This window comes from Amycolatopsis sp. DG1A-15b (assembly GCF_030285645.1).
Taxonomy (GTDB): Bacteria; Actinomycetota; Actinomycetes; order Mycobacteriales; family Pseudonocardiaceae; genus Amycolatopsis.
On record NZ_CP127296.1, the window covers coordinates 8925792 to 8949868 of the forward strand.

Here is a 24077-nt window from a genome sequence, read left to right on the forward strand (position 1 = left end):
CGTGTGTCCACGGTGGTCGCTGCCCTCGGTAGCTGCTCTCAGCCGCCGTTGTACTGCTGGTAGGCCGGTGCCCGGAATGTCCTGGCCCCGGCGCCCGCGATCTTGTCGACCGCGCGCAGGAACTTCGGCCCCATCTTCGCCGTGGCCTGCCGGACCGGGTGCGTGGCCCCGAAGTCCTCCGGGTTCGCCTGGCCGTGCGCGAACATCGAGTAGATCAGCACCGGCTTGCCCGCGGCGTCGAACATGATTCCCGCCTCGTTGCGGCCGTCGTTCAGCCAGCCCGCCTTCGTGGCGATCCTCGCGCGGTCGGCGGACGACATCTCACGCCGGATGCCGTCGGTGAACGCCACCTGCGACCGCAGGAGGGACAGCAGGTGATCCGTCGACGCCGGGCTCAGCAACGTGCCGGCGATCAGCGCCTTCAGCAGGTCGTGGGTCTCGCGCGGAGTGGTCTGGCCGAGGAAGTAGCGGTTCGGGTTGGCCACCGGCGTCACCTGGGTCTTGGGGAAGCCCTTGGCCACCAGGATCTGGTTGATCTCGGCCGCCGGGACCACGAGCCCCACCAGCCGGACGCACGTGTCATCCGAGACGGTGAGGAACAGCGACAGGACGTGACCCAGTGTGAACGCGCTCGGGTACGCCTTGTCCAGGATGATGATGCCGTCGCCACCCGGCACGACGATGCTCGCCGGCACCTGGACCTGCTGGTCCAGCGTGAGCAGGCCACGGTCGATCTTGTCCATCAGGGTGACCGCGACGGCCACCTTGTTGACGCTGTACGCCTCGACGACCTCGTCGGACGCCACGTCGACGGCCACTTGGTCGGCCACACTGATGTAGGAGTTCCAGATGCCGCCTGCCTCAGCGGCCGCGTTTTCGTAGACGCGCTTCACTTTCTGCCTGGCCCGGTCCGGTGTGGCCGGGCTGGCCTCGATGTCTGCTTCCTGCGCGGACGCGGGAGAGCCGGCCAGAAGGCTGCCAGCGGCGACAGCGGTCCCCAAACCGAACGCCGCTCGCCTGTTGAGTCGATACCCCATCGCAAGATCCAACCACGGATGGTCGAACCGAAACACCTCATCGAGGAATACCGTGCCGCCGGCGGCCGCGACGTCGATCAGCGAGCCGGACCCACCACCGCCCGCGCCACCCCCAGGTCCACCAGGTCCTGCGGCCGCAGGTGCAGCTGGTTGGCGATGTCCGGCACCTCCGAAGCCGGGCGCTTGAGGATCGCCGCCGCGGCTTCCGGTGAGGTCACCGAGAAGTACGCGTCCGGGGCCACCCACGTCGAACCCGCCGCGGCGAACGCCAGTGCGCCGCCCGAGCCGCCTTCGCCGATCACCAGCGTCGTCACCGGGACCGAGGCCGTCGCCACCGCCTCGAACATCTCCGCGATCGCGCCGCCCGCGCCGGCCTGCTCCGCCGCCGCGTCGTTCGCCGCGCCGGGGGTGTCGACCAGCGTCAGCACCGGGATGCCCAGGCGCGACGCCAGCCGCACCAGCCGGGCCGCCGTCCGGAACCCCGACGGCAACGTCGGCGTGCCGCACTGGGCCGCGTACGCGACCGTCCGCCCGTCGCGCCAGCCGAAGCCGCACGCGACACCGGGATCCGCGCCGCCGACGCGGTCGCCGCTGATGTCCTGCCGCCAGTCGAAGTACGCGTCGAGGTACTCCGCCGCCCGGGCCCGCGATGGTGACCGCGCCGCCTGAACCGCTTCCCAGCCCGTCGAAGGCACCGAAACGGTTCGCAGCGCGGACGGCGGCGGAGCCGCGGCCGACGAATGCGCGGTCAGCAGCCGCAGCCACCGTTCCAGCGTCGTACCGAGTTCGCCCGGGGCCACGACGGCGTCGACCTGACCCCAGCCGAAGTGCGCCTCCGCGGTGTACGCCTCCGGCGAGCCGGCCGGGCGCACCCGCGAGCCCGCGAACCCGACCTGCGCTTCCGGCAGCGCGAGGACGACGTCGGCGCCCGCGCCGAGCGTCGCCCAGCCGCCGCCGGTCGTCGGGTCGCGCAGCACCGAGAGCTGCGGGATGCCCACCGAACGCGTCAGCGCCGACGCCCGCGCCACCCGCTGCAGCTGCATCAACGCGCGCATGCCCTGCTGCATGCGGCTGCCGCCGGTCGCGATCAGCGACACCACCGGCAGCCGCACGTCGCGGGCGTGCGCGAACGCCGCTTCGATCCGGTCGCCGGTGCGCTGCCCGAGCGACCCGCCGAGGAACCCGAACTCGAAGGCGATCAGCACGGCTTCGACGTCGCCGATCTTCGCCGTCCCGCAGAGGACCGATTCCTTCTCACCCGTGCGCTCTTCCGCGGCGGAACGCGCTTCCCGGTAGCCCGGCCAGCCGATCGGGCCGTCGGCGGGTTCCTCGCGCAGCGGGGTCGGGAACTCCGTGAAACCGCTTCCGATGGCGCCGACGATCTCGCGCGCCGGCAGCCTAGGCACCGAGCGCCCGCTTCATGACCTTGCCCATGTCGTTGCGCGGCAACGCGTCCAGGTACCGGACGACCCGCGGGCGCTTGTGCGGTGCGAGCAGTTTCGCGACGTGGTCGGCGAGCTCGTCGGCGGCCGGTGGCTCGCCGGAGGGCACGATCCACGCGACGATCCGTTCGCCGAGGTCGTCGTCCGGCTCGCCGGTCACGGCCGCTTCGGCGACGCCGGGGTGTTCGAGCAGCGCGTTCTCGATCTCGCCCGCGCCGATCTTGTAACCGCCGCTCTTGATCAGGTCGGTCGCCTTGCGCCCGACGATCTTGACGTACCCGTCGGCGCCGCGCGTCGCCATGTCGCCGGTGCGGAACCAGCCGCCGTCGAACGCGGCCGCGGTCGCGTCCGGGCGGTTGAGGTACTCGGTGAACAGGTTCGGGCCGCGGACCTGGATCTCGCCGACGCTCTCGACGTCGTCGAGCACTTCGCCGGCGTCGCCGACCAGCCGCAGTTCGACGCCCCGCAGCGGGACGCCGACCGTGCCGGGCTTGCGCTCGCCGTCCGCGCGGACGCTGGTGTTCATCAGCGTCTCGGTCATGCCGTAGCGCTCGACGACCTGCTGGCCGGTCGCCGCGGTGATCCGCTGGTGGTCGTGCACCGGCAGCGCCGCGGACCCGGAGACCAGCAGCCGGGCCCGCTTGAGCGCGTCGGCGAGCGTGGCGTCGGAGCCGACCTCACCCGCGATCCGGTGGTACATCGTCGGGACGCCGAACAGCATCGTCGCGCCGGCCGCCAGCTCCCGCGCGACGCCCTCGGTCGAGAACCGGCCGAGGTGGCGCACCGAGCCGCCGCGGCGCAGCGGGCCGAGGATGCCGAGGATCAGCCCGTGCACGTGGAACAGGGGAAGCGCGTGCACCAGTGTGTCCGCGTCAGTCCAGCCCCAGGCGTCTTCCAGGGCGTCCAGTGTGGTCGCGAGCGCGCGGCGGGGGAGCACGACGCCCTTCGGCGGGCCGGTGGTGCCCGAGGTGTAGACGATCAGAGCGGGGGACTCGGCGTCCGGTTCCTCCGGGATCGAGGTGCCCTCGCCGGTGATGGGGATGTCGCGGCGCGGCAGGGCGGCGAGGCCGGCGGGCAGTTCGGCGCCGGGTTCGGCCAGGACGAGCGCCGGTTCGCTGTCGGCGAGGATGTGGGCGAGCTCGCGCTCGCCGATCTTCGGGTTGAGCGGCACCGCCGGCACCCCGGCGAGCAGCGCGGCGACGACCGCGACGCTCGTGTGCACGGTCGGCGTCGCCCACACGGCCACCCGGCCGGGTGGCAGGTCACGGGCGAGACCACTGGCGACGGCGGCGAGGTCGTCGTAGGACAGGGCGTGGTCGCCGAAGCGCAAGGCTTCCTTCGCGGCGCCGGCGACGAGCGTGGGGAACAAGGGGTCGGGCACCGCGGGGACCTCCCAGTGTCGGACTCGATCAGCACGTTACCGCGCGGATCGATCCCCTGCAGCAACCAGCCGAAGGCGCTGGTCGTAGGCTGGGACACCGTGTTGGTACTGGCGATCGATACTTCGACCCCGGCGGTGACCGCGGGCGTCGTCGCGCTGGACGGCGGCCTGGTCGAGACGCGCGGTGACCGCGTCACGGTCGACCCCCGCGCCCACGGAGAGCTGATCACGCCGCACGCGCTGGCCGCCGCCGAGGCCGCCGGGGTGACGCTCAAGGACCTCGACGCGATCGTCGCCGGCGTCGGCCCCGGGCCGTTCACCGGCCTGCGCGCCGGCCTGGCCACCGCCGCCGCGCTCGGCCACGCCCTCGGCATCCCGGTGTACCCGGTCTGCAGCCTCGACGCACTGGCCGCCGACGTCGCCCCGGGGGACAACGCTTTCCTCGTGCTCACCGACGCCCGCCGTCGCGAGGTCTACTGGGCCGCCTACGACGCCGCCGGCCGGCGCACCGACGGCCCGCACGTCCAGCGTCCCGCCGACCTCGAGACCGACGTCGAGGTGGCGGCCGGGGACGGCGCCCTCCTGTACGCCGACGTGCTCGACGTCCGGCCGGTCGAGCCGCGCTTCCCGTCGCCCGCCGGGCTGGTGAAGGTCGCGAAGGACGCGTTGCTGGCGAAGGAACCGCCCGCGCCGCTGACCCCGTTGTACCTGCGCCGTCCCGACGCCGCCGAGCCCGCGGCGCCGAAACGGGTGACCGCTCCGTGAGACTCGAACCCCTGCGCCGCATGGACATCGCCCGGTGCGTGGAGATCGAGAAGATCCTGTTCCCCGGCGACGACCCGTGGAGCGCCCGCGCCTTCCACTCCGAACTGGACGTGGGCAACTTCTACCTCGCCGCCCGCCCGGACGAGGGCGGCGAGCTGCTCGGCTACGCCGGGCTGGCCGTCGTCGGTCGCCGCCGCGGCGAGTACGAGGCGACCGTGCACACCATCGGCGTCGCCCCCGAGCACCAGGGCCAGGGCATCGGCAAGGCGCTGCTGCAGGCGCTGCTGGCGCGGGCCGACGAGTTCGAGGCGCCGGTCTTCCTCGAGGTCCGCACGGACAACACCACCGCGCTCGCTTTGTACGAGCGCCACGGCTTCGAACGGCTCGGCATCCGGAAGCGCTACTACCAGCCTTCCGGCGCCGACGCGTACACGATGGTCCGCCCGGCGCGGACGCGAGACGGGGTGGCGGGCTGATGGCACGCATCATCATGGGCATCGAGAGTTCGTGCGACGAGACCGGCGTCGGGCTGGTCCGCCTGCACGACGACGGCACGGTCGAGCTGCTCGCGGACGAGGTGGCTTCCAGCGTCGAGCAGCACGCCCGCTTCGGCGGCGTGGTGCCCGAGGTCGCCAGCCGCGCGCACCTCGAAGCGATGGTGCCGACGACCGAACGCGCGTTCGCCACGGCGGGCCTGGCACTGTCCGATGTGGACGCCATCGCGGTGACGGCCGGCCCGGGCCTGGCGGGCGCGCTGCTCGTCGGCGTCTCGGCGGCGAAGGCGTACGCGACGGCGCTGGACGTCCCGCTGTACGGCGTCAACCACCTGGCCGGGCACATCGCGGTCGACACGCTGCAGCACGGGCCGTTGCCCACGCCGTGCCTGGCGCTGCTGGTTTCCGGCGGGCACACGCAGCTGCTGCGCGTCGACGACATCGCGTCGTCGATCACCGAGCTCGGGTCCACTGTGGATGATGCGGCCGGTGAGGCGTACGACAAGGTCGCTCGCGTGCTCGGCCTGCCGTACCCGGGTGGCCCGCCGATCGACAACGCGGCCAAGAACGGCAACCCGGCGGCGATCGCGTTCCCCCGTGGCATGACGGGCCCGCGGGATGCTGCGTTCGATTTTTCCTTCTCGGGGTTGAAGACATCGGTCGCGCGCTGGGTCGAAGGCGCTTTGCGGCGTGGCGAGGAGGTTCCGGTGGACGACGTCGCGGCGTCGTTCCAGGAGGCCGTCGCGGACGTGCTGACCGCGAAGGCGATCCGCGCGGCGAAGGAGCAGGGACTCGACACGATGGTGATTTCCGGTGGGGTCGCGGCGAATTCCCGGTTGAAGGAGCTGGCTGCGGAGCGTTGCGCGGTCGCGGGTATTGAGCTGCGGGTTCCTCGGCCGAGGCTGTGCACGGACAACGGTGCGATGATCGCGGCCTTGGGTGCGCATGTTGTGGCTGCGAAGCGGCCGACGGCGCCGTTGGACTTCAGCGCGAACCCGGCGTTGCCGGTGAACGTGGTGTCGTTGTAGCTATCGGGCGGTTCCCTTCAGCAGCCGCGGGCGACTGAGCCGGCGTTTCCCCGCCACCCCGAAGCCCGATTGTGACTACGGCCGGCGGCACCGCGTCAAGGCGGGAAAGCGTGCCTTGACCCGGCGCCGCCGGCCGTGTTCTGGCTTCGGATCGGGGTTGCGGGGGGTGTGGGTGTCGTCTCGGGTTGCGGTCCCCGCGATGTTCGGCGGATGCTCGGTCTCGGGCTACGAAGCTGCCGCCGGGGCTGCTGCCCGTACGCCCAGCAGCTCCTCGATCGCCGCGACCGCCAGCGCCGCCGCATTTCCTTCGCCGTAAGGGTTTCCCACCTGGGCCGGGCGCAGTTCCCCGCTCAGCAGCCTTGCCGCCGTGTCGGCTATGCGCTCGGTGTCCGTGCCCGCGAGCCACGCGCACCCCGCCGCCACGACCTCCACTCGCTCGGTGCTGTCGCGCAGGACCACCACCGGGGTGCCGAACGTCGGGGCCTCCTCCTGGATGCCGCCCGAATCCGTCAGTACCAGGGCGGCCAGCCGCAACGCGCGGACCAGGTCGGGGTACTCCAGCGGGTCCGTCACCGTCACCCGGGGCAGGCCGGCCAGTGCCGCCTCCACCTGGGCGCGGACCTGGGGGTTGGGGTGCGCCGGGAACAGCACCTGGACGTCCGGGTGCTCGGCCACGATCAGCTGCACCGCCGCCAGCGTCCGCTCCAGAGGCTCGCCCCAGGACTCCCGCCGGTGCGAGGTGACCAGCACCAGCCGCTCGCCGGCTTCCGCGAGTTCCATCTCCAGCAACGCCAGCGCCGTGTCGCGCGCCGGCAGGTCGCGGGCCGCGATCTCCAGGACCGCGTCGACCACCGTGTTGCCCGTGACGGCGATCTGCTGCCGGGCCACGCCTTCCGAGCGCAACGCCGCCGCCGCGCCGAGCGTCGGGGCCAGGTGCAGCGCCGCGATGCGGGACACCATCTGCCGCGCGCCCTCCTCCGGGAACGGCGCCGCCAGGTCGTGGGTGCGCAGCCCGGCTTCCAGGTGGACGACCGGGATGCCCAGCCAGAACGCCGCCAGCGCGCCGGCGAGCGTCGTCGTCGTGTCGCCCTGGACCACCAGCGCGGCCGGGGTGTGGCGGCGCAGCACGTCGTCGAGCGCGGGCAGCAGGCCCGCCACCAGCTCGGCCTGGCTGCCGGTCACCCGGGGCGGCACGTCGAGCCACACGTCCACGGCCAACCCGAACGGCTCCAGGGCCTGCTCGACCATGCCCGGGTGCTGGCCGCTGTGCACCACCACCGGGCGCAGCACCGGGTGGGCCGCCAGTGCCAGTGCCAACGGCGCGAGCTTGACGGCTTCCGGCCGCGTCCCGGCCAGCAACATCACGTCCACCTCGCGGTGCCCCTTTTCCACATCGACCAGTGTCCAGGAAATAACCAGCCCAGGGCGCCGGCGTGCGAGGGGCACACGCCGGCGGCCCGGGGTCACCGTCTCAGTCCCGCGCCTGGGAAAGACGGCGGTTGCGGCGGTGGACGGCGATCAGCGCGCCGGTCCCGAGCAGGACCAGGAGCACGCCGAGGGCCAGCCACCAGCCGATGTCGGCGCCGGTGGCGGCGAGGGTGCCGACCCCGCCCCCGGCCACGCCGACGCCCGCGCCCGGCATCTTGTACATCCGGACCTCGCTCAGGCCTGCGCGGAACGGCGGCGGAAGATGCGGGTGCCGACCGGCACCGCGACGGCGCCGAGCAGGCCGAGCCCGATCCACAGCCCCGCACCGGACGCCAGCGGCATCGGCGGCGCGGCCGGGCCGCAGGTCGCCGACGACACGATCACGTCGCCCGAGCCGAGCGCCTTGAGCCCTTCGCCGAGCAGCCGCACGTGGACGGCGTTCACCGTGAGGCTGCCGTCCTTGTTCGCGACCTGCTCGTTCAGGGTGATCGTCGCGACGTTGAGCGCGCCGAGGCCGACCTTGATCTGCGTGTTCGGGGCCGGGCTGGCGTCGACCGCGCCGACGCTGCCGAGGTTCGCGCCGACGAGTTTCGTGCTGCCTTCGACGCCCTTCTGCGTCGCGGTGCACACGGCCTCGACGAGCTTGATGCCGACGTCGCCGAGAGCCGCCTTGAGCAGCGGCAGCGCGACGTCGGCGGTGCTCGCCTTCGCCGTCACCGCACCGGAATTCTCGTCGCGCTCGGCCGCGGTGTTGATCGCGCCGGCGGTGAGGACGCCGGTGAGGTCGACCTTCGCCAGGCTGCTGCTCGTCGGGCCCGCGGTGTTCGCGGCCGCGAACGGACCGGCCTTCACCGCGTTCTGGCCGAGCAGCTTGACGTCGACCTTGACGCCGTACGCGGATCCGTCGCCGGGGGCTGCCGAAGCGGGGGCCGCGCCGGCGAGCACGACGCTCGCCACGACCGCGGCGAGCAGCCCGCCACGGCGCACGAGGGAGCTCTTCATCAAGTGGTCCTCCGAATTCGCTGGATTTATCGGGGGTGCGTGACGGCGGCGCGGAACGACCCGGCTTGCCAGAACTCGGCACGCGGATCGACTATCGCGAAGACCGGGCCGAATAGCACACAAAATTTTCCGAATCACCGGATCGGGTAAGGCTCAGCGCCGTTTCCGCTGGTCGTTTTCGTATCACTCGAACGGCGTAACAAGTTCGGCTGAGGTCCAACCGATTGGGGCGGCTTTTCCACCCCTCCGGGTGGAAATGCGCGGCACATATGTCCTACGCTCGCCGGTGCCCCCAACTCGATCGGGAAATCGACACCGAGAGGAACGTCGTGGCGGTAGCGAGCGCTCCGAACTCAGGAATGGCAAGGTTTCCGCTGCTCGTGGCGCTGAGCGCGCTGGCCGCGGCGGGGGCCGGGGTGGTGCTGGCCGAGCGGTTCTACCGCGAGCTCGAAGTGCGGCTCGCCGGAGTGCTCCTCGATCTGTTCACTACATCGGGTGTTTATGTCGCGCCCGATCGGGAGTCTGTTTACTTTGGGTTGACCAGTGCTACTCCGTTCGGGTTGAGAATGACGCCGGAATGTTCTTCGGCGTTCCTTTTGCTCCCGCTGCTCGTTGTGACGATGGCCATGCTGTACTTCCGGCCGTCGAATGCGCAGCGGCTCTTCTTTTCGCTCGGCATTTCGGCGCTCGTCATCGTGCTGGTGAACCAGCTGCGCATTCTGACGATCGTCGGGCTGGTGCACTGGTTCGGTACCGACGAGGGCTACTACTGGGGCCACACGCTGCTCGGTTCGATGGTGAGCGTGTTCGGCGGCGCCGTCTCGATCGTCCTGTTCGTCTGGCTGTCCACGCGAAAGAAGCAGGCATGAGCGTCAAGGTCCTGCTGGCCATCACGCAGGCGTTCGCGCTCACCATGAGCGTGGCGTTCCTCGTCTACGTCGTGGTGATCGTGGTGCCGTACCTGCGCCGCAAGCCCGGTCCGGCCGGCGACCCGGCCGGCTTCACGTGGCACTTCTTCGTGCCGTGCCGCGACGAGCAGGCGGTCATCCGCGAGACGATCCGCTACCTGCGCACCACGTTCCGCAAGGCGCACGTCTGGGTCGTCGACGACGACTCGGAGGACCGCACCGCCCGCGTCGTCCGGATGCTGTGGCGGCGCCACGGCGGTTACGACCCGTACCTGCACCTGGTGCCGCGCGTGCGTCCCGAGGCCCGGACCGGCAAGGGCGACGCGCTCAACGCGGCCTACCGCGCCCTGAACGACTGGATGGGGCCGGATGCCGCCCGCGACGACGTCGTCGTGGTGGTCGTCGACGCCGACGGCCGCCCGTCGCCGAACTGCCTGGAGGTGTGCGCGGCGGACCACCTCTTCGGCGATCCGGACGTCGGTGCGGTCCAGCTCGACGTCCGGATGGGCAACGTGGAGACGCCGCCGCCGTCGCGCAACCCGCTCGGCCGCTGGTTCGGCCTCAAGCTCGCGCAGCTGCAGGACCTGGAGTTCCGCACGGCGATCGCGGCGATCCAGACCTCCCGCGGGTTCACGGGCACGATCTCGATGGGCGGCAACGGCCAGTTCACCCGCCTCACCGCGCTGGACTCGATCGCCGGCGGCGCCGGGGAGCCGTGGCGCGGCTCGCTGCTGGAGGACTTCGAACTCGGCGTCCACCTGCTCACCGCGGGCTGGCGCACCGGCTTCACCCCGGATGCCCATGTGTCGCAGGAAGGTCTGTACAGCCTGCGGCGGTTCCTCGTGCAGCGCACGCGGTGGGGCCAGGGCACCATGCAGTGCGCCCGGTACCTGCGCCGGATCTGGGATTCCCCGCACGTCAGCACGCTCGGCGCGGCGGAGATGATGTACTACCTGGCCCAGCCGTGGCTGCAGCTGCTGGGCTCGCTGCTGTACCCGATCCCGTTCGTCCTGCTGGTGCTCGGCACCGCGGGCGACCCGGCGCAGATGTGGACGTGGTTCACCGGCGGCGCCTGGATCCTGTTCGCCGTCTACGGCTCGTTCGGACTGCTGCCGTTCCTCGTCTGGGGCCCGATTTACCAGCTGAAGTGCTTGCGCAGCAGGAACTTGCTGCGCGGGCTGGGGATGGGCTTCGCGTACGCCGCGTACATCTACACGTTCTACGTGACGTCCTGGCGCGCGCTGTTCCGGCTCGTCCGCGGGCGCAACGGCTGGGCGAAGACGCGGCGCAACACCGAGCAGGCGGCCGGGGTGAAGGTCGCGCTCGACGCGTGAGCGCGACCCCCACCCACCGGCTCAGAACGCCGGGACGATCCGGACGTCGTCGGCCTTGACGAAGGCGATCCGGTGCCCGAACTGGATCTGGACGTACTTGAGCTTGCCCTTCACCACCACGTGGTCCGCCGGGTCGAACGTGGTCGCCCAGTAGTACTCGGACCCGACCGTCCCGCCCGAGGAGTACTTCTGGCCGGCGGAGAGCGTGTACGGCAGCGGCGTGATGGCCTGCACGGTCACGTTCGCCGGGTAGGCCTCCGGCTCCGGGTAGGCGCGGCCGTACACCGGCACCGTCGCGAGGCCGGGCTTCGGCGTCACGACCCAGCCGATCGCGGGCTTCGCGACCCGGGCGTTGCGCGGGTTGTGGAACCAGCCCTTCTGGCCGAGGTACCAGATCGCCGTCCAGTCACCGCGGACTTCGGCGACGGCGTACCGCTGCCCGGTCGCGGCCCGGCTGCCGACGTCGGCGACGTCCATGGTCGACGCGGTGCCCTTCGGGTGCAGGCCGATGTCGACCAGCAGCGGCGAGGACTCACTCGGCGCGGAGTGGAGCACCACGGCTTCCGACCCGCGTGGCACGCAGGTGGTGCCGGGGCCGTCGCAGCCGGTGAACGCGGGCTGGTTCTTCGCGAAGTCCGGGTCGATGGTGACCAGCGACGAGCCGGGCAGGCCGAACCCGCCGAGCGGCGCGCCGAGCAGGTCGAAGTAGTGCGACCAGTCCCAGTAGGGGCCCGGGTCCCAGTGCATGCCCGGGATCGTCAACGGAGTCGTGCCCGGCACGTTGTCGTGGCCGATGATGTGCGCCCGGTCGAGCGGGATGCCGTACTTGCGCGAGAGGTAGCCGACGAGCTTCGCGCTCGAGCGGTACATCGCCTCGGTGTACCAGGTGCCCTTCGCGGCGAAGCCCTCGTGTTCGATGCCGATCGACTTCGCGTTGACGTACCAGTTGCCGGCGTGCCAGGCGACGTCCTTGGTCGGCACGTGCTGCGCGATCAGGCCGTCGGCCGAGCGGATGGTGTAGTGCCAGCTGACGTACGTCGGGTCCTGGACCAGGTCGAGGACGTTGGCCCAGTAGCCCTCGGTGTCGTGGATGACGATGTGGTCGATCTTCTGGCTCTCGGGCCGGTTCGCGAGGTCGTGGTTGCCGTAGTCGTCCTTCGGCAGCTGCTGGTACGGCGCGGGGACCGACTCGCAGGTGACCCGCTTGGGGCACTCGACGCCCGCGGGCACCGGATCGGCGTGCTGCGGGACGACCACGTCCGGGGCCGGGCTCAGCGTGACCCGCTGGCCGTCGTCGGTCGTCCGGGCGGTGCCGGTCTTGATGGTGTCGAAGACTTCGTCGGCGAAGGTCTGCGCGGCGGCCTGGTCGGCCGAGCCGCTGTAGCGCGCCACCGCGTGGTACCAGTCGCTTTGGCCGGCGTGGTACTTCGCGAGGAGGGCGGCGCCGCCGCGGATGTTCTGGGTGGCGTCGGTCCGCAGCGTTCGTGCGTCGGTTCCGAGCAGCTGCGCGGCCTCGTCGACGGTCTGCAGCGTGGGCGGCGGGACGGCCGGGCCGGCCTGCGGGTGCAGCGCGGGGCGGGCGTCGTCGCCGCGGGGGTCTTCGGTGCCTTCGTCGTGGTGGCTGGTCGCCGCTCCGGCCTCGCGCAGGTCCGTGAGGTGCATCGGGCCGTAGCCGGCGGACGTGCTGGGCGTGCCGGCGTTCGTGTCCCAGCGAGACTCCAGGTAGGAGACCCCGAGGAGGACGTTCTCCGGGACGTCGAACTCGGCCGCCGCTGCCGCGAAGTCGCGTTGGCGTTGGCTCGTGGGGTCGGCTTGGGCGTGGGCCGGAGCGGCGGCCAGGCCGGTGAGGAGGGTTGCGGCGGCGAGGACGGCCGCTGTTCTCGGGATGGGATGGGACATGGGCATAAACCCCCAGGGTCCAGGTGCCAGAGGTGAGAACTTAACCAGAAACTCACGCCGGGAGTAAGAGGCGCCTCCGACCTGCCGGAAGCAGGGGCGCCACCCTTCGGGTGGACCCTGGTTGCACGGCTGGCACTCACGTGGCTAGAGTGCTAATCGCACGGCCCGACAGCCCCGGCACCCGCGACGGCGGGGGTGGTAGAGCCGTAACCACATCCTGCCAACGCTTTCGACGACCGTGGAGGTCAACCCGGTGAGCGTGAACATCAAGCCGCTCGAGGACAAGATCGTTGTCCAGACGAGTGAGGCCGAGGAGACGACCGCTTCCGGCCTCGTCATCCCCGACACCGCCAAGGAGAAGCCCCAGGAGGGCAAGGTTCTGGCCGTGGGCCCGGGCCGGATCGACGACAAGGGCAACCGCGTCCCGCTGGACGTGAACGTCGGCGACGTCGTCATCTACTCCAAGTACGGCGGCACCGAGGTCAAGTACAACGGCGAGGACTACCTCATCCTGTCCGCCCGCGACGTGCTGGCCGTCATCAACTGACGTCCGCTCGCAGCGCATGACGCCCCGGGCCCCGCACAAGCCGGGGAACGGGGCGTTCGTGCGTTCAAGACCACCGGAAGGTAAGCGGAAAACGCTATGCCCAAGCAGATCAAATTCGACGAGGACGCTCGTCGCGCACTCGAGCGCGGGGTGAACAAGCTCGCCGACGCGGTCAAGGTCACCCTCGGCCCGCGCGGTCGCCACGTCGTGCTCGACAAGAAGTTCGGCGGGCCGACCATCACCCTCGACGGCGTGACCGTCGCCCGTGAGATCGAGCTCGACGACCCGTTCGAGAACCTCGGCGCCCAGCTCGCCAAGAGCGTCGCCACCAAGACCAACGACGTCGCGGGTGACGGCACCACGACCGCGACCGTGCTCGCGCAGTCGCTGGTGAAGGTCGGCCTGCGCAACGTCGCGGCCGGCGCCAACCCCTCGTCGATCGGCCGCGGCATCGAGGCCGCCGCGGAGAAGGTCATCGAGATCCTCAAGGCCAAGGCCACCCCGGTCAAGGGCCGCGAGAACATCGCCCAGGTCGGCACGGTCACCTCGCGTGACGCCAACATCGGCGCCCTGCTCGGCGAAGCCGTCGAGAAGGTCGGCGAGGACGGCGTCATCACCATCGAGGAGTCGTCGACCCTGGCGACCGAGCTGGTGATCACCGAGGGCGTCCAGTTCGACAAGGGCTTCCTCTCGGCGCACTTCGCGACCAACCCGGAGGAGCAGAAGGCGATCCTCGAGGACGCCTACATCCTGCTCGTCCGCGAGAAGGTCTCGTCGCTGGCCGAGCTGCTGCCGGTGCTCGAGAAGGTCGTCGAGGCCAAGAAGCCGCTGCTCATCATCGCCGAGGACGTCGACGGCGAAGCGCTGTCCACCCTCGTGGTGAACTCGCTGCGCAAGACGATCACCGCCGTCGCGGTCAAGGCGCCGTTCTTCGGTGACCGCCGCAAGGCGTTCCTGGACGACCTCGCGGTCGTCACCGGCGGCGAGGTGATCTCCGCGGAGATCGGCCGCAAGCTGTCCGACGTCGACCTCGGCGCGCTGGGCAAGGCCCGCCGCATCGTCGTCACCAAGGACGACACCACGATCGTCGACGGTGACGGCACCAAGGACGCCATCTCCGGGCGGATCGCGCAGATCCGCAAGGAGATCGAGACGACCGACTCCGACTGGGACCGCGAGAAGCTGCAGGAGCGGCTCGCGAAGCTCGGCGGCGGTGTCGCGGTCATCAAGGTCGGCGCGGCCACCGAGACCGAGCTGAACGAGCGCAAGCACCGCATCGAGGACGCCGTGGCTTCGACCAAGGCGGCCGTCGAGGAGGGCATCTTGCCCGGTGGCGGTTCGGCGCTGGTGCACGCGGTCAAGGAGCTCGAAGGGCGGCCTCGGCCTCTCCGGTGACGAAGCCACCGGCGTGCGCATCGTCAAGGACGCGCTGACGGCCCCGCTGTTCTGGATCGCGACCAACGCGGGCCACGAGGGTGCGGTCATCGTCAACAAGGTGCAGGAACTCGGCTGGGGGCACGGCTTCAACGCCGCCACCGGCGAGCTCACCGACCTGCTGGCCGCCGGCATCGTGGACCCGGTCAAGGTGACCCGGTCGGCGGTGGCGAACGCCGCCTCGATCGCCCGGCTGGTGCTGACGACGGAGTCCTCCGTCGTCGAGAAGCCGGCCGAGGAGGAGCCCGCCGCGGCGGGCCACGGCCACTCGCACTGATTTCGACGGGACCGGGGCGGTACTCCTGAGAGGGAGTGCCGCCCCGCTTTCGTTTGCGGCCGGGCCGCCGGGTGCCTCCCGGCGGCCCACCGCGCCCCGTTCCGGCACGCCGGAACGGCCCTGAACGGCACGGAGGGCGGCACCCCACCCGGTGCCGCCCTCCGATGTCTGTGGCGCGCTCAGCCGCCGGACATGCTGAGCGCGCGTTTGTCCGATTTGATGATGTGCTCCCGCTCGGACTCCGAGAGCCCGCCCCAGATGCCGTACGGCTCGTGCACCGCCAGCGCGTGGCTGCGGCACATCTCCAAGACCGGGCAGCTCAGGCAGACGGCCTTCGCCCTGGCCTCCCGCCGTGCCCGCGCCGGGCCGCGCTCGCCGTCCGGGTGAAAGAAGGACGCGCTGTCCATCCCCCGGCACGACCCTTCGAGCTGCCAGTCCCACATGTCGGCGTTGGGTCCTGGGAGCCTGCGCGTGTCTGCCATCCTGACCGCCTCCGTCATTCGGTCGATGCCGCTAGCTGCTCTGCTGTGGTGCCGATACTCCATTCGGTGCAACGGCGGTAACGTTAGAAGCGCGCCAATAGTTGTTCAAGCGATTCGGGTCGATTCAGCCGTTAGGCATCCCCCGGATGTGTGAGCAGGGCTTTCGCCTCCGGTTGCCGACTGCGCTGGGTGCCTGGATATTGAGGCTCGTGGGAGCTGGGTCGGGCACCGAAGAACCCACCCTGCCGGTGGCCTCGGTCGCCCGCCGGCTCGGGGTCGCGCCGTCCACCCTCCGAACCTGGGACCGCCGCTACGGGCTGGGCCCCAGCCGGCACACCGACGGACGGCACCGCCGCTACGGGACTTCCGACATCGGCCGCCTCGAACTGATGCAGCGCGCGTTGCTGAGCGGCGCGTCGACGGCCGAGGCGGCGCGCTACGCCCTCGAGCAGATGCCCCGCTCCGGCCCACCCCAGCCGGAGGAGTCCGAGGTTCCCCCGGGGGCTTCGGTCGCCGACGACGGCCTCGAGGTCCGTTCCCGCCTGGCCCGCCGCCTGAGCACGGCGGCGCTGGCGATGGACGTCGGCGCGGTCCAGCGGATGCTCGCGGACACCATCGCCGAGCTCGGCGTGCTCCCCGCGTGGACGGGTGTGATCGAGCCGGTGCTCTCGGCGCTCGGGGCGCGCTGGCGCGGCGCGAGCGCGGGCGCGGAGGTCGAGTACCTGCTCGCGGAGTGCGTGTTCGCGGCGCTGGTCCGCGCGACCCCGGTGCTCGACGAGCCCCGCAACACCCGCCCGGTCCTCCTCGGCTGCGTCCCCGGCGAGCGCGACTCGATGCCGATGTACGCGCTGGCGGCGTCCCTGGCGGGCCGGCGCATCGGCGCGCAGCTGTTCGGGGTCCCGTTGCCGGCGGAGGTGCTGGCGGTGGCGGTGCGCCGCAGCGCACCGGCGGCGGTGGTGCTGTGGGCGCACGGACGCGGCGTCGCGGAGGCGCGGCTGTTCGCGAGGGTGTCGCGCGGACGCCAGCGCAGCAGGTTGTTCGCCTGCGGCCCGGGCTGGGACCCGGCGGGCCTGCCGGACAAGGTGGAGCTGCTGACGGACCTCCCCTCGGCGGCGGACCGCCTCGAGCACGTCCTGGTCGGCGCGCGCCTTTAGCGGGCGCTCCGGCCCGCGTGGCCGGTTTCGGGTGGTCCGTGGCGAGGTGGGGTGCCGGTTGTCGGCGGTTGGGTCGGTGGCTCTGCCGGGCAAGGTGGAGCTGTTGACGGACCTTCCCTCGGCGGCGGACCGCCTCGAGCACGTCCTGGTCGGCGCGCGCCACTAGCGCGGCCCGCTCCGGAATGCGCGGCTGGGCTCCGGCGGCCTGGGGCTGGTCGGGTGCCGGTTGTCGGCGGCTGGGGCCTGCCTGACTACACGCCCCCGGGGATCGGCACTTCCCGGCGGCAGCATTGTGCAAGCCGGGTTCGCGGAGGTGGCGGTCGCTCGGGCCCGCACGGGGATCGGCCCCGGCCAGCAGCAGCACTGTCCGAGCCGGTCGCGAAGGTCGCGGCCGCTCGAGCCCTGCCCGGTGGGGGGCGGCTTGCCTGCCGTCCGGGGATCGGCGCCTGCTGGCGGGAGCACTGTGCGAGCGGGTGGCAGAGGTCGCGGCCGCTCGAGCCCGCCTGGTGGTCGGGCGGCGGCGGTGGGCCCGTCCGGGGAGCGCCTGCCAGCGGCACCACAGTCCGAGCCGGGGCTCAAAGATCGCGGCCGCCTGAGCCCGCCCAAGTGCGTGGCCTGCTCGATCACGCGCCGTCGGTCACTTCGATCAACTTTTGTCGGTCCTACCCACTAGAAAGGACGGGTGCACGAACCCGCCCTCAGGGCCGCCGCGTTCGGGAGCGATCCGCTGCCCGATCCCGCCGCCGTGCGCGGCGCCGGCCGCCCTCGGGCCCGGCTGCTCGCCGCCATCGTCCTCGGCGCCCAGGGCCGGTACGCCGCCGCCGCGACCCTCCTCGATGCCCTCCGGCACGACAGCGACCCGGTGATGGCCTCCCTCGCCGCCAGCACCCTCGCCTCGCACCGGCGGCAGCTGGGCGGCCACCGCCGAGCCCGCGCGCTCGACGGCGAGGCCTTCGCGAAAGCCGCCCACCTGGACACCGGGCAAGATCCCGACGGCCTCGACGCCGCCGGCGCGAAAGCCGACGCCCTCCTCGGCCTGGCCGCCGACAACCTCGCCCTCGGCCGCCTGGCCGCCGCCCGGCGGCTCGCCGAGCGGGCCGCCGCGGGGGACGCCGGGTGGCGGGCCCGGGTCCGCGGCGGCTGGGTCGGCGCCGAAATCGCCCTCGCCGCAGGTCAGGGTGCCGATGCCGTGCCGCACGCCGAGCGCGCTTTGGAAACCGCGCTCGCGCGGGGCGCGCGGCGGCACGTCGTGAAATCCCGGATTGTGCTGGCCGTGGCCCTGCGAGCGGCCGGGGCACCCGATCACCGGAAGATTTCGGACGACCTTGTCGGAAATGCAATGGCGGCCGCGGAGGAATGCGAACTCCTTTCACTTTCGTGGCCGGCAGCGCTCGTCGCGGCCGACCTGCGCCCAGGACACGCCGAGGAGTATCGATTCAGAGTGGCGCAGGTGTTGCACGCAGTGTTACGAAGCGCCGATCCTTGCGGGAGGAGGGTTGCGGGGGAATCACCATGGGTCCCCGTCCCGGGTGGTTGAGCCGTCGGAATGGGGTGTTCCGGCATCCGGGCTAAGAAAGTTCAAAAAAAGCCACCGGATCGTGTCAAGGTTCGGGCTAAAGCGTCCGATAGGGGAAGAGGAATGTCACCCGGCTGCAGGAAGGAAACCCCGTGACGACGGTCTTGATCTGCGACGACCGACGCAGTGTCCGTGAAGGGCTCACCCGAGTGATGTCCGCGGTCCCTGGGGTCAGTCGCATCGACTGCGTAGCGCACGGTGACGAGCTGCTGGCCCGGTACTCCCGTCAGCCCGTCGACGTCGTGCTGGTCGGGACGCAACGCGCGGTCCCGACGGGTGTCGAAGCCACCCGGCGGCTCGTCTCGGCCAATCCCCAGGCGAACGTCATCGTCTTCGGCGCCCCGGACGACGCGGGCAGCATCGCCGCCGCGATCGCCGGCGGTGCCCGCGGCTACCTCCGCTGGGACGCGTCCCGGCCGGAGCTGGTCGCCGCACTGGCCCACACCCTGGCGAGCACCTCGGTGCCCGCGCCCCGTCAGCCGTCCGACCCGGGCGTCCAGCTGACCGAGCGCGAGCTTCAGGTGCTCCGCGGGATGAGCCAGGGCAAGAGCAACGGCCAGATCGGCCGCGAGCTCTACCTGTCCGAGGACACGGTCAAAACCCACGCTCGGCGGCTGTTCCGCAAGCTCGGCGTGCGCGACCGCGCGCAGGCCGTCGCCCACGGCTTCCGCCGCGGCCTGGTCAGCTGACCTGCCGCTCTCCCCGTTCCTGACACGGCCGGTTCACAGGTGACGACGGGCCAGGGCGCACCGCCCTGGCCCGCACCTATGTGGTCCCCATCACAATCCGGCGTTCGATGTGGCGGATTCCCGCCTCGCCACCCCGCCCCTCCGGCGGATCTCGTACCCGCAGCCGGGTTCGCTCGTTGAATCGGCGACCTCGACCGCGGGTGTGCAGGACGACTCGTAACAACCGCGGCTCCGCCCGCCGCGGCGCGCCCGGGTACACCGCGCGCGCCGGTCCGGAGCGAGCCGACGGTACGGTAGCGGTCACCGGTGCGCGGTGGAGGCGACCACGGGCCGGGTTCTTTGCACACCTACACGTAACACTGGGACTGTTGTCTGCGATGGCCAATGTGGGGGATGGACTGGATGAACCGGTCGCCGCTGCTGTCGAGGGAGATCCCCAGGCAGTCGAGCGGCTGCTGGCTGCTATCCGTCCACTGGTAGTGCGGTATTGCCGCGCTCGGGTTGGCAGGCAGGAGCGATCGTTCGCTTCGGCGGACGACGTTGCGCAGGAGGTGTGTCTCGCGGTGCTAACGGCATTGCCCTCGTACCGCGATCAAGGCCGCCCTTTTCTGGCCTTCGTCTACGGGATCGCCCAGCACAAGGTGGCCGACGCGCACCGCGCGGCGGCGCGCAACCGGGCCGAGCCGGTGGCCGAGATCCCCGACGAGGTCGAGGGCGGGGTCGGTCCCGAGCAGCGGGCGCTGCAAGGTGAGCTGAACGAGCGGATGTCCCAGTTGTTGCAGGTGCTGCCGGACAAGCAGCGGGAGATCGTGGTGTTGCGCGTGGTCGTCGGCCTGTCGGCGGAGGAGACCGCGGACGCGGTCGGCTCCACCCCGGGTGCCGTCCGCGTCGCCCAGCACCGCGCCCTCGCGCGGCTGAGAAAGGTCCTGGCCGCGGAGGAGGTGATCTGAGTGACCGGTCACGAGAAGAGATTCGAGCCGGATGACGTCTTCGGCAGTGGCTTGACGGCGTCGGAGGCGGAGTTCGCTGCCGACCTGTCGGCCGTGCAGGCCGACGACGCGCTGCTCGATGCGCTCGGCGGGTCCGACCCGGCACTGGCCGACGGTCTCGGCGACCAGGAGCTCAACGCGTTGCTGGTGGCGTGGCGAAGAGACATCGACAGCGAGCCGCTGGCCGAGCTCGTCGACGTCGACACCGCCGTGCGCACCGTCAGTACCGCCGCTCTCGCGAAGCGGCACGCTTCGAGCGGCCGCCGCCGCAGGCTGCTCGTCCCGGTCGCCGTCGCCGCCGCCGTGCTGGCGATCGCGTTCACCGGCACCGGGCTGGCCGCGCGCTCCGCGCAACCCGGCGACACGCTGTGGGGCCTCGCCAAGGTCCTCTACTCCGACCACACCCGATCCGTCGAGGCGGCCGCGACCGCGAAGCTCGACCTCGAGAAGGCCAACCTCGCCATCGCCGGCGGCAACCTCGACGCCGCCCGCCAGGCCCTCCAGGACGCCCAGGACGCCCTGACGCAGGTCACCGACGAGGAGAACCGCGACCAGCTGATGGAGCAGCACCGGCAGCTCGCCGCCCAGCTCCAGAACCCCGAAGCGCCGGTCCAGGGCCCGATCCAGACCTCGATCCCGGCGGTTTCGCCCGGCGCGCCGACGAGCCAGGCGGCGCCGGCCGGGTCGGCGTCGTCCCTTCCGGGCAGCGGCAGCGGCACCACGAGCCTGCCGGGCAGCGCGACCCCGACGCCGACGCCCCCGCCGCCCACCACGACGCCGCAGCCGACCACGACCCCGCCGCCACCGACCACCACCGGCGCCACCGGCAACGACCCGGGCACCCCGCGCAGCGAGTCCGCAGGCGGTCAGCCCCAGGGCGTCAGCGAGACGCCGTAGGACGGACAGCGAAAAGCCCTGGTGAGGAAACTCACCAGGGCTTTTCTCGTGGGTCAGGAGCGCTCAGTAGGCGCTTTCGTTGGCCGTGACACCGTCGGCGAAGCCGCGGCAGTAGTCCCAGCTCACGTAGTCGCCGGGGTTCGGGTCGTAGGCCGGCTCGTGCGGGCGCATCCGCCCGTCGGCCAGCAGCTGCTCGAGGCTCGCCCGCAGCAGGTGCCAGTCGTGGTAGTGCGGTTCGTCGCACTCACCGCAGTCGACGACGATCCCGCGGACCCCGCGGGGTTCGAGGAGAGCCTGGTAAACGGCCAGATCCGAGAGATCGGCCAGTAGTTCGGTGCGTTCGGAGTCGCTGATCGGCTCGTCCAGCCGGTCCTCGGGGTCTCCGAATGCGCGGGCCGGGTCGTCCGGGTCGTCCGCGAACGGGTCTGGAGGCAGGACATCGTGCGCCACGGCCTGCACGGTACCGGGCGGCCCCGCCGGCCCGCCCACCGCCCGGGGCGGGCGGCGGGCGGCGGATATCATGAGGGGAAGGCTCCCGGTCGTCACTGATCTCGAATCGAATACCGGCGACTCCCGCTCATCCCGCGCCAGGAAGGCCCTTCACCCGCATGACCAGCGACGGCACCACCGCCCCCGTTCCGGCCAAGTTCGCCATGCTCGGCCTGACCTTCGACGACGTGCTGCTGCTGCCGGCCGAATCGGACGTGGTCCCCAGCACGGTCGACACGAGCACCCGGCTGACCCGGAACATCACGCTCGGCGTCCCGCTGGTGTCCGCGGCGATGGACACCGTCACCGAGGCGCGGATGGCCATCGCCATGGCCCGCCAGGGCGGCATCGGCGTGCTCCAGCGCAACCTGCCGATCGACGAGCAGGCGGCCGCGATCGAGGTCGTCAAGCGGTCCGAGGCCGGCATGGTCACCGACCCGGTCACCTGCGCGCCGGACGCGACGCTGGCCGAGGTCGACGCCCTGTGCGCGAAGTTCCGCATCTCCGGCGTGCCGGTGACCGACGCGGCCGGGACGCTGGTGGGCATCATCACCAACCGCGACATGCGGTTCGAGGTCGACCACAGCCGCCCGGTGTCCGAGGTCATGACGAAGGCGCCGCTGGTCACCGCCCAGGTCGGGGTGTCGGCGGACGCCGCGCTCGGCCTGCTGCGCCGGCACAAGATCGAGAAGCTGCCGATCGTCGACGGCGCGGGCAAGCTCCGCGGGCTGATCACGGTCAAGGACTTCGTGAAGACCGAGCAGTACCCGAAGGCGACGAAGGACCCGGACGGCCGGCTCATCGTCGGCGCCGCGGTCGGCGTGGGCGTCGACGGGCACAAGCGCGCGATGACGCTCGCCGAAGCCGGCGTCGACGTGCTGATGGTCGACACCGCGCACGGGCACTCCCGCGCGGTCGTCGACACGGTCTCGCTGTTGAAGAAGGAGCTGGGCGAGTCGGTCGACATCGTCGGCGGCAACGTCGCGACCCGGGCCGGCGCGCAGGCGCTGGTCGACGCGGGCGCCGACGGCATCAAGGTCGGCGTCGGCCCGGGCTCCATCTGCACCACCCGGATCGTGGCGGGCGTCGGCGTGCCGCAGATCTCAGCGATCTACGAGGCCGACCTGGCCGCGCGGCCGGCGGGCATCCCGGTGATCGGCGACGGCGGCATCCAGTACTCCGGCGACATCGCGAAGGCCATCGCGGCCGGCGCGTCCACGGTGATGCTGGGCAGCCTGCTCGCCGGCACCGCCGAGTCGCCGGGCGATCTGATCCTGGTCAACGGCAAGCAGTTCAAGGTCTACCGCGGCATGGGTTCGCTGGGCGCGATGCAGTCCCGCGGCCAGGGCAAGTCCTACTCGAAGGACCGCTACGCCCAAGACGACGTGCTCAACGAGGACAAGCTGGTCCCGGAGGGCATCGAGGGCCGCATCCCGTTCCGCGGCCCGCTGGCCAACGTCGTGCACCAGCTGGTCGGCGGCCTGCGCGCCGGGATGGGCTACGCGGGTGCCGAGACGATCGCGCAGCTGCAGGAAGCGCAGCTGGTCCGGATCACCGCGGCCGGGCTCAAGGAGAGCCACCCGCACGACATCACGATGACCGTCGAGGCCCCGAACTACACGACCCGCTAGTCCGTTCGCGTTACGGCGGCAGTGGGGCCCGCACCCCGAACCGGCCGGAAGTGCGGGCATCTCGCTGTGTCATCGTGACCTAGCGTGCTTACGGTAATCGGTCTATCGCCTTGCGTGGCAGTCGTGGTGTGCACTAGGACGCATGACGGTCGGCCGGCTCACCCAGGTGCTGCGCAAGGTGTTCTTCACGGCCGTCGCCCTGGTGTCGCTGATCCTCGGCGGCGTGGTGTGCCTGATGTGCCAGTTGCTGGCCGGGCGGGACGCACCGGTGTACCGCGTCGAGGGGCACGTGACGTCCCACACGCGTGGTGCGCTCCCGGTCGGCGGGGACGAGGAGGCGGTGAGCCACACCGTCGCGGTCGACGCCGGCGACCGGCACTACCGCGTCACCGCGGTGGACGCCGGCCTGGACCTGCCACCGGGCCAGCCGGTGACGCTCGACGTGTCGACGGCGGACGGGAGCATCGCGTACCTGCGGGCCGGCGGCGGCGTGGTCGACCTGCGCCCGGGCGTGGTCCGGCCGGTGCTGTCGATCGTCGCCAGCCTGCTGGCGCTGGGCGCGGTGTACTTCGGCGCGGTCCGGCTCAACGTCTACCCGCCGGTGGCGACCTGGCTGGCGCTCGCGCTGGGCGCGCTGCTGGCGCCGGTCGCCGTGTTCGTGCGGGTGTAGCCGTGACCGGGAACCGGTTCGCGGCCGCGATGGGCGCGGCTTTCGTCGGGGCCGCGCTCACCTTCGGGACGTACGGGGTCCTCGACGCGGGCGGACCGGCCGGGCGGGAAGAAGCCACCGTCCAGACGCGGGGCCAGCACGTGGACAGGTCGATAGGCCACCTGTACGACCTCGTCCTCCGCACGGCGTCCGGCGAGCGCTTCGAGGTCAGCTCGCCCGACGCGACCCTCGACCTGGAGCCGGGATCGCCGGTCCGCCTGGAGATTTCCGAGGTCGGCCGGTCGGTGCAGGCCGTGGAGGCACGCGGCCACCGGGTGGGGGTGGGGAATTCGCCCGTCGCCGTGGGCATCTTCGTGGCGCTGATCGCGGTCATGACGCTGGTCTTCACGCTGGTCTGCGTCACGGAGGCGGACCGGCCCGCACTGGCCGCGCTGAGCGCGGCAGCGGGGTTCCTGCTGGGCGCACTGCCCGGGGTGCTGCTGTTCTAACCCCCGTGCGCGGGTCACCCACGCGGCCTAGCGACA

At 71.8% G+C, this 24077-nt stretch carries 23 protein-coding genes and 1 pseudogene; 15 read left to right on the plus strand and 9 right to left on the minus strand.

The window, feature by feature from the left end:
- Positions 1-38: 38 nt before the first annotated feature.
- From QRY02_RS41420 to QRY02_RS41430, 3 genes are all read right to left on the minus strand, one after another.
- Positions 39-1001 carry a serine hydrolase gene (locus tag QRY02_RS41420; protein ID WP_353069645.1) on the minus strand — a complete coding sequence of 321 codons (963 nt, stop codon included), beginning with the start codon at positions 999-1001 and terminating at the stop codon, positions 39-41.
- A gap of 113 nt (positions 1002-1114) precedes the next feature.
- Complete coding sequence (locus QRY02_RS41425) at positions 1115-2443, minus strand: carboxyl transferase domain-containing protein (protein WP_285988149.1); 1329 nt, start codon at positions 2441-2443, stop codon at positions 1115-1117.
- Positions 2436-3860: an acyl-CoA synthetase gene (locus QRY02_RS41430; protein ID WP_285988150.1), complete on the minus strand. Its 1425-nt coding sequence runs from the start codon at positions 3858-3860 to the stop codon at positions 2436-2438. Before QRY02_RS41430 ends, QRY02_RS41425 begins: the two co-directional genes overlap by 8 nt.
- A gap of 99 nt (positions 3861-3959) precedes the next feature.
- Here QRY02_RS41430 and tsaB point away from each other — a divergent pair, with 99 nt between their 5' ends.
- The 3 genes from tsaB to tsaD are packed head-to-tail and all read left to right on the plus strand — an operon-like array spanning position 3960 to position 6147.
- Positions 3960-4625 carry a tRNA (adenosine(37)-N6)-threonylcarbamoyltransferase complex dimerization subunit type 1 TsaB gene (gene tsaB / locus QRY02_RS41435; protein ID WP_285988151.1) on the plus strand — a complete coding sequence of 222 codons (666 nt, stop codon included), beginning with the start codon at positions 3960-3962 and terminating at the stop codon, positions 4623-4625.
- On the plus strand, positions 4622-5101 hold the full coding sequence (gene rimI / locus QRY02_RS41440) for a ribosomal protein S18-alanine N-acetyltransferase (RefSeq protein ID WP_285988152.1): 480 nt from the start codon (positions 4622-4624) through the stop codon (positions 5099-5101). The genes tsaB and rimI overlap by 4 nt, the downstream gene beginning before the upstream one ends.
- Complete coding sequence (gene tsaD, locus QRY02_RS41445) at positions 5101-6147, plus strand: tRNA (adenosine(37)-N6)-threonylcarbamoyltransferase complex transferase subunit TsaD (RefSeq protein ID WP_285988153.1); 1047 nt, start codon at positions 5101-5103, stop codon at positions 6145-6147. Before rimI ends, tsaD begins: the two co-directional genes overlap by 1 nt.
- A gap of 225 nt (positions 6148-6372) precedes the next feature.
- Here tsaD and wecB read toward each other — a convergent pair whose 3' ends face one another.
- From wecB to QRY02_RS41460, 3 genes are all read right to left on the minus strand, one after another.
- Positions 6373-7518: a non-hydrolyzing UDP-N-acetylglucosamine 2-epimerase gene (gene wecB, locus QRY02_RS41450; protein WP_285994071.1), complete on the minus strand. Its 1146-nt coding sequence runs from the start codon at positions 7516-7518 to the stop codon at positions 6373-6375.
- Between the two features lie 100 nt (positions 7519-7618).
- Positions 7619-7798 (minus strand): LAXTG motif-containing small protein, encoded by a 180-nt coding sequence (locus QRY02_RS41455; protein WP_285988154.1) that lies wholly within the window; start codon positions 7796-7798, stop codon positions 7619-7621.
- Positions 7799-7809: 11 nt separating this feature from the next.
- Positions 7810-8577, minus strand: a complete 768-nt coding sequence (locus QRY02_RS41460; protein ID WP_285988155.1) for a choice-of-anchor protein CoaP — start codon at positions 8575-8577, stop codon at positions 7810-7812.
- Between the two features lie 359 nt (positions 8578-8936).
- Here QRY02_RS41460 and xrtP point away from each other — a divergent pair, with 359 nt between their 5' ends.
- Positions 8937-9446, plus strand: coding sequence for an exosortase P (gene xrtP, locus QRY02_RS41465; RefSeq protein WP_285994072.1), 510 nt, complete (start codon positions 8937-8939; stop codon positions 9444-9446).
- Entirely contained in the window at positions 9443-10819 is a 1377-nt protein-coding gene (locus QRY02_RS41470; protein WP_285988156.1) for an XrtP-associated glycosyltransferase, read from the plus strand. Before xrtP ends, QRY02_RS41470 begins: the two co-directional genes overlap by 4 nt.
- Before the next feature lie 21 nt (positions 10820-10840).
- Here QRY02_RS41470 and QRY02_RS41475 read toward each other — a convergent pair whose 3' ends face one another.
- On the minus strand, positions 10841-12718 hold the full coding sequence (locus tag QRY02_RS41475; RefSeq protein ID WP_285988157.1) for an N-acetylmuramoyl-L-alanine amidase: 1878 nt from the start codon (positions 12716-12718) through the stop codon (positions 10841-10843).
- Between the two features lie 253 nt (positions 12719-12971).
- Here QRY02_RS41475 and groES point away from each other — a divergent pair, with 253 nt between their 5' ends.
- Together groES and groL are read left to right on the plus strand one after the other, a co-directional pair.
- Positions 12972-13265, plus strand: coding sequence for a co-chaperone GroES (groES, locus tag QRY02_RS41480; protein WP_004559922.1), 294 nt, complete (start codon positions 12972-12974; stop codon positions 13263-13265).
- Positions 13266-13361: 96 nt separating this feature from the next.
- Positions 13362-14976, plus strand: a pseudogene (groL, locus tag QRY02_RS41485) (chaperonin GroEL).
- A 179-nt stretch (positions 14977-15155) separates the two neighbouring features.
- On the opposite strand, the gene QRY02_RS41490 reads toward groL, so the two are convergent.
- Positions 15156-15458, minus strand: coding sequence for a WhiB family transcriptional regulator (locus tag QRY02_RS41490; protein ID WP_033261506.1), 303 nt, complete (start codon positions 15456-15458; stop codon positions 15156-15158).
- 209 nt (positions 15459-15667) lie between these two features.
- Here QRY02_RS41490 and QRY02_RS41495 point away from each other — a divergent pair, with 209 nt between their 5' ends.
- The 5 genes from QRY02_RS41495 (at position 15668) to QRY02_RS41515 (ending at position 20763) form a co-directional block, all read left to right on the plus strand.
- The gene (locus QRY02_RS41495) at positions 15668-16612 is read left to right on the plus strand and encodes a MerR family transcriptional regulator (protein WP_285988158.1); all 945 of its coding nucleotides are present in this window, start codon (positions 15668-15670) and stop codon (positions 16610-16612) included.
- Positions 16613-17294: 682 nt separating this feature from the next.
- The gene (locus tag QRY02_RS41500) at positions 17295-18149 is read left to right on the plus strand and encodes a hypothetical protein (protein ID WP_285988159.1); all 855 of its coding nucleotides are present in this window, start codon (positions 17295-17297) and stop codon (positions 18147-18149) included.
- 131 nt (positions 18150-18280) lie between these two features.
- A complete protein-coding gene (locus QRY02_RS41505; RefSeq protein WP_003073605.1) occupies positions 18281-18877 on the plus strand; it encodes a response regulator transcription factor in 597 nt (198 codons plus the stop codon).
- Positions 18878-19254: 377 nt separating this feature from the next.
- A complete protein-coding gene (locus QRY02_RS41510; RefSeq protein WP_026468912.1) occupies positions 19255-19827 on the plus strand; it encodes a sigma-70 family RNA polymerase sigma factor in 573 nt (190 codons plus the stop codon).
- A complete protein-coding gene (locus QRY02_RS41515; RefSeq protein ID WP_285988160.1) occupies positions 19828-20763 on the plus strand; it encodes an anti-sigma-D factor RsdA in 936 nt (311 codons plus the stop codon).
- A gap of 63 nt (positions 20764-20826) precedes the next feature.
- On the opposite strand, the gene QRY02_RS41520 is transcribed toward QRY02_RS41515, so the two are convergent.
- Positions 20827-21222 (minus strand): DUF5319 domain-containing protein, encoded by a 396-nt coding sequence (locus QRY02_RS41520; protein ID WP_003073549.1) that lies wholly within the window; start codon positions 21220-21222, stop codon positions 20827-20829.
- A 149-nt stretch (positions 21223-21371) separates the two neighbouring features.
- On the opposite strand from QRY02_RS41520, the gene guaB reads away from it, so the two are divergent.
- The 3 genes from guaB to QRY02_RS41535 all read left to right on the plus strand — a co-directional run bounded on the left by guaB (position 21372) and on the right by QRY02_RS41535 (position 24041).
- Entirely contained in the window at positions 21372-22883 is a 1512-nt protein-coding gene (gene guaB / locus QRY02_RS41525; RefSeq protein WP_285988161.1) for an IMP dehydrogenase, read from the plus strand.
- Positions 22884-23025: 142 nt separating this feature from the next.
- On the plus strand, positions 23026-23553 hold the full coding sequence (locus QRY02_RS41530; protein ID WP_285988162.1) for a hypothetical protein: 528 nt from the start codon (positions 23026-23028) through the stop codon (positions 23551-23553).
- Between the two features lie 2 nt (positions 23554-23555).
- Positions 23556-24041 (plus strand): hypothetical protein, encoded by a 486-nt coding sequence (locus tag QRY02_RS41535; RefSeq protein ID WP_285988163.1) that lies wholly within the window; start codon positions 23556-23558, stop codon positions 24039-24041.
- Positions 24042-24077 lie beyond the last annotated feature (36 nt).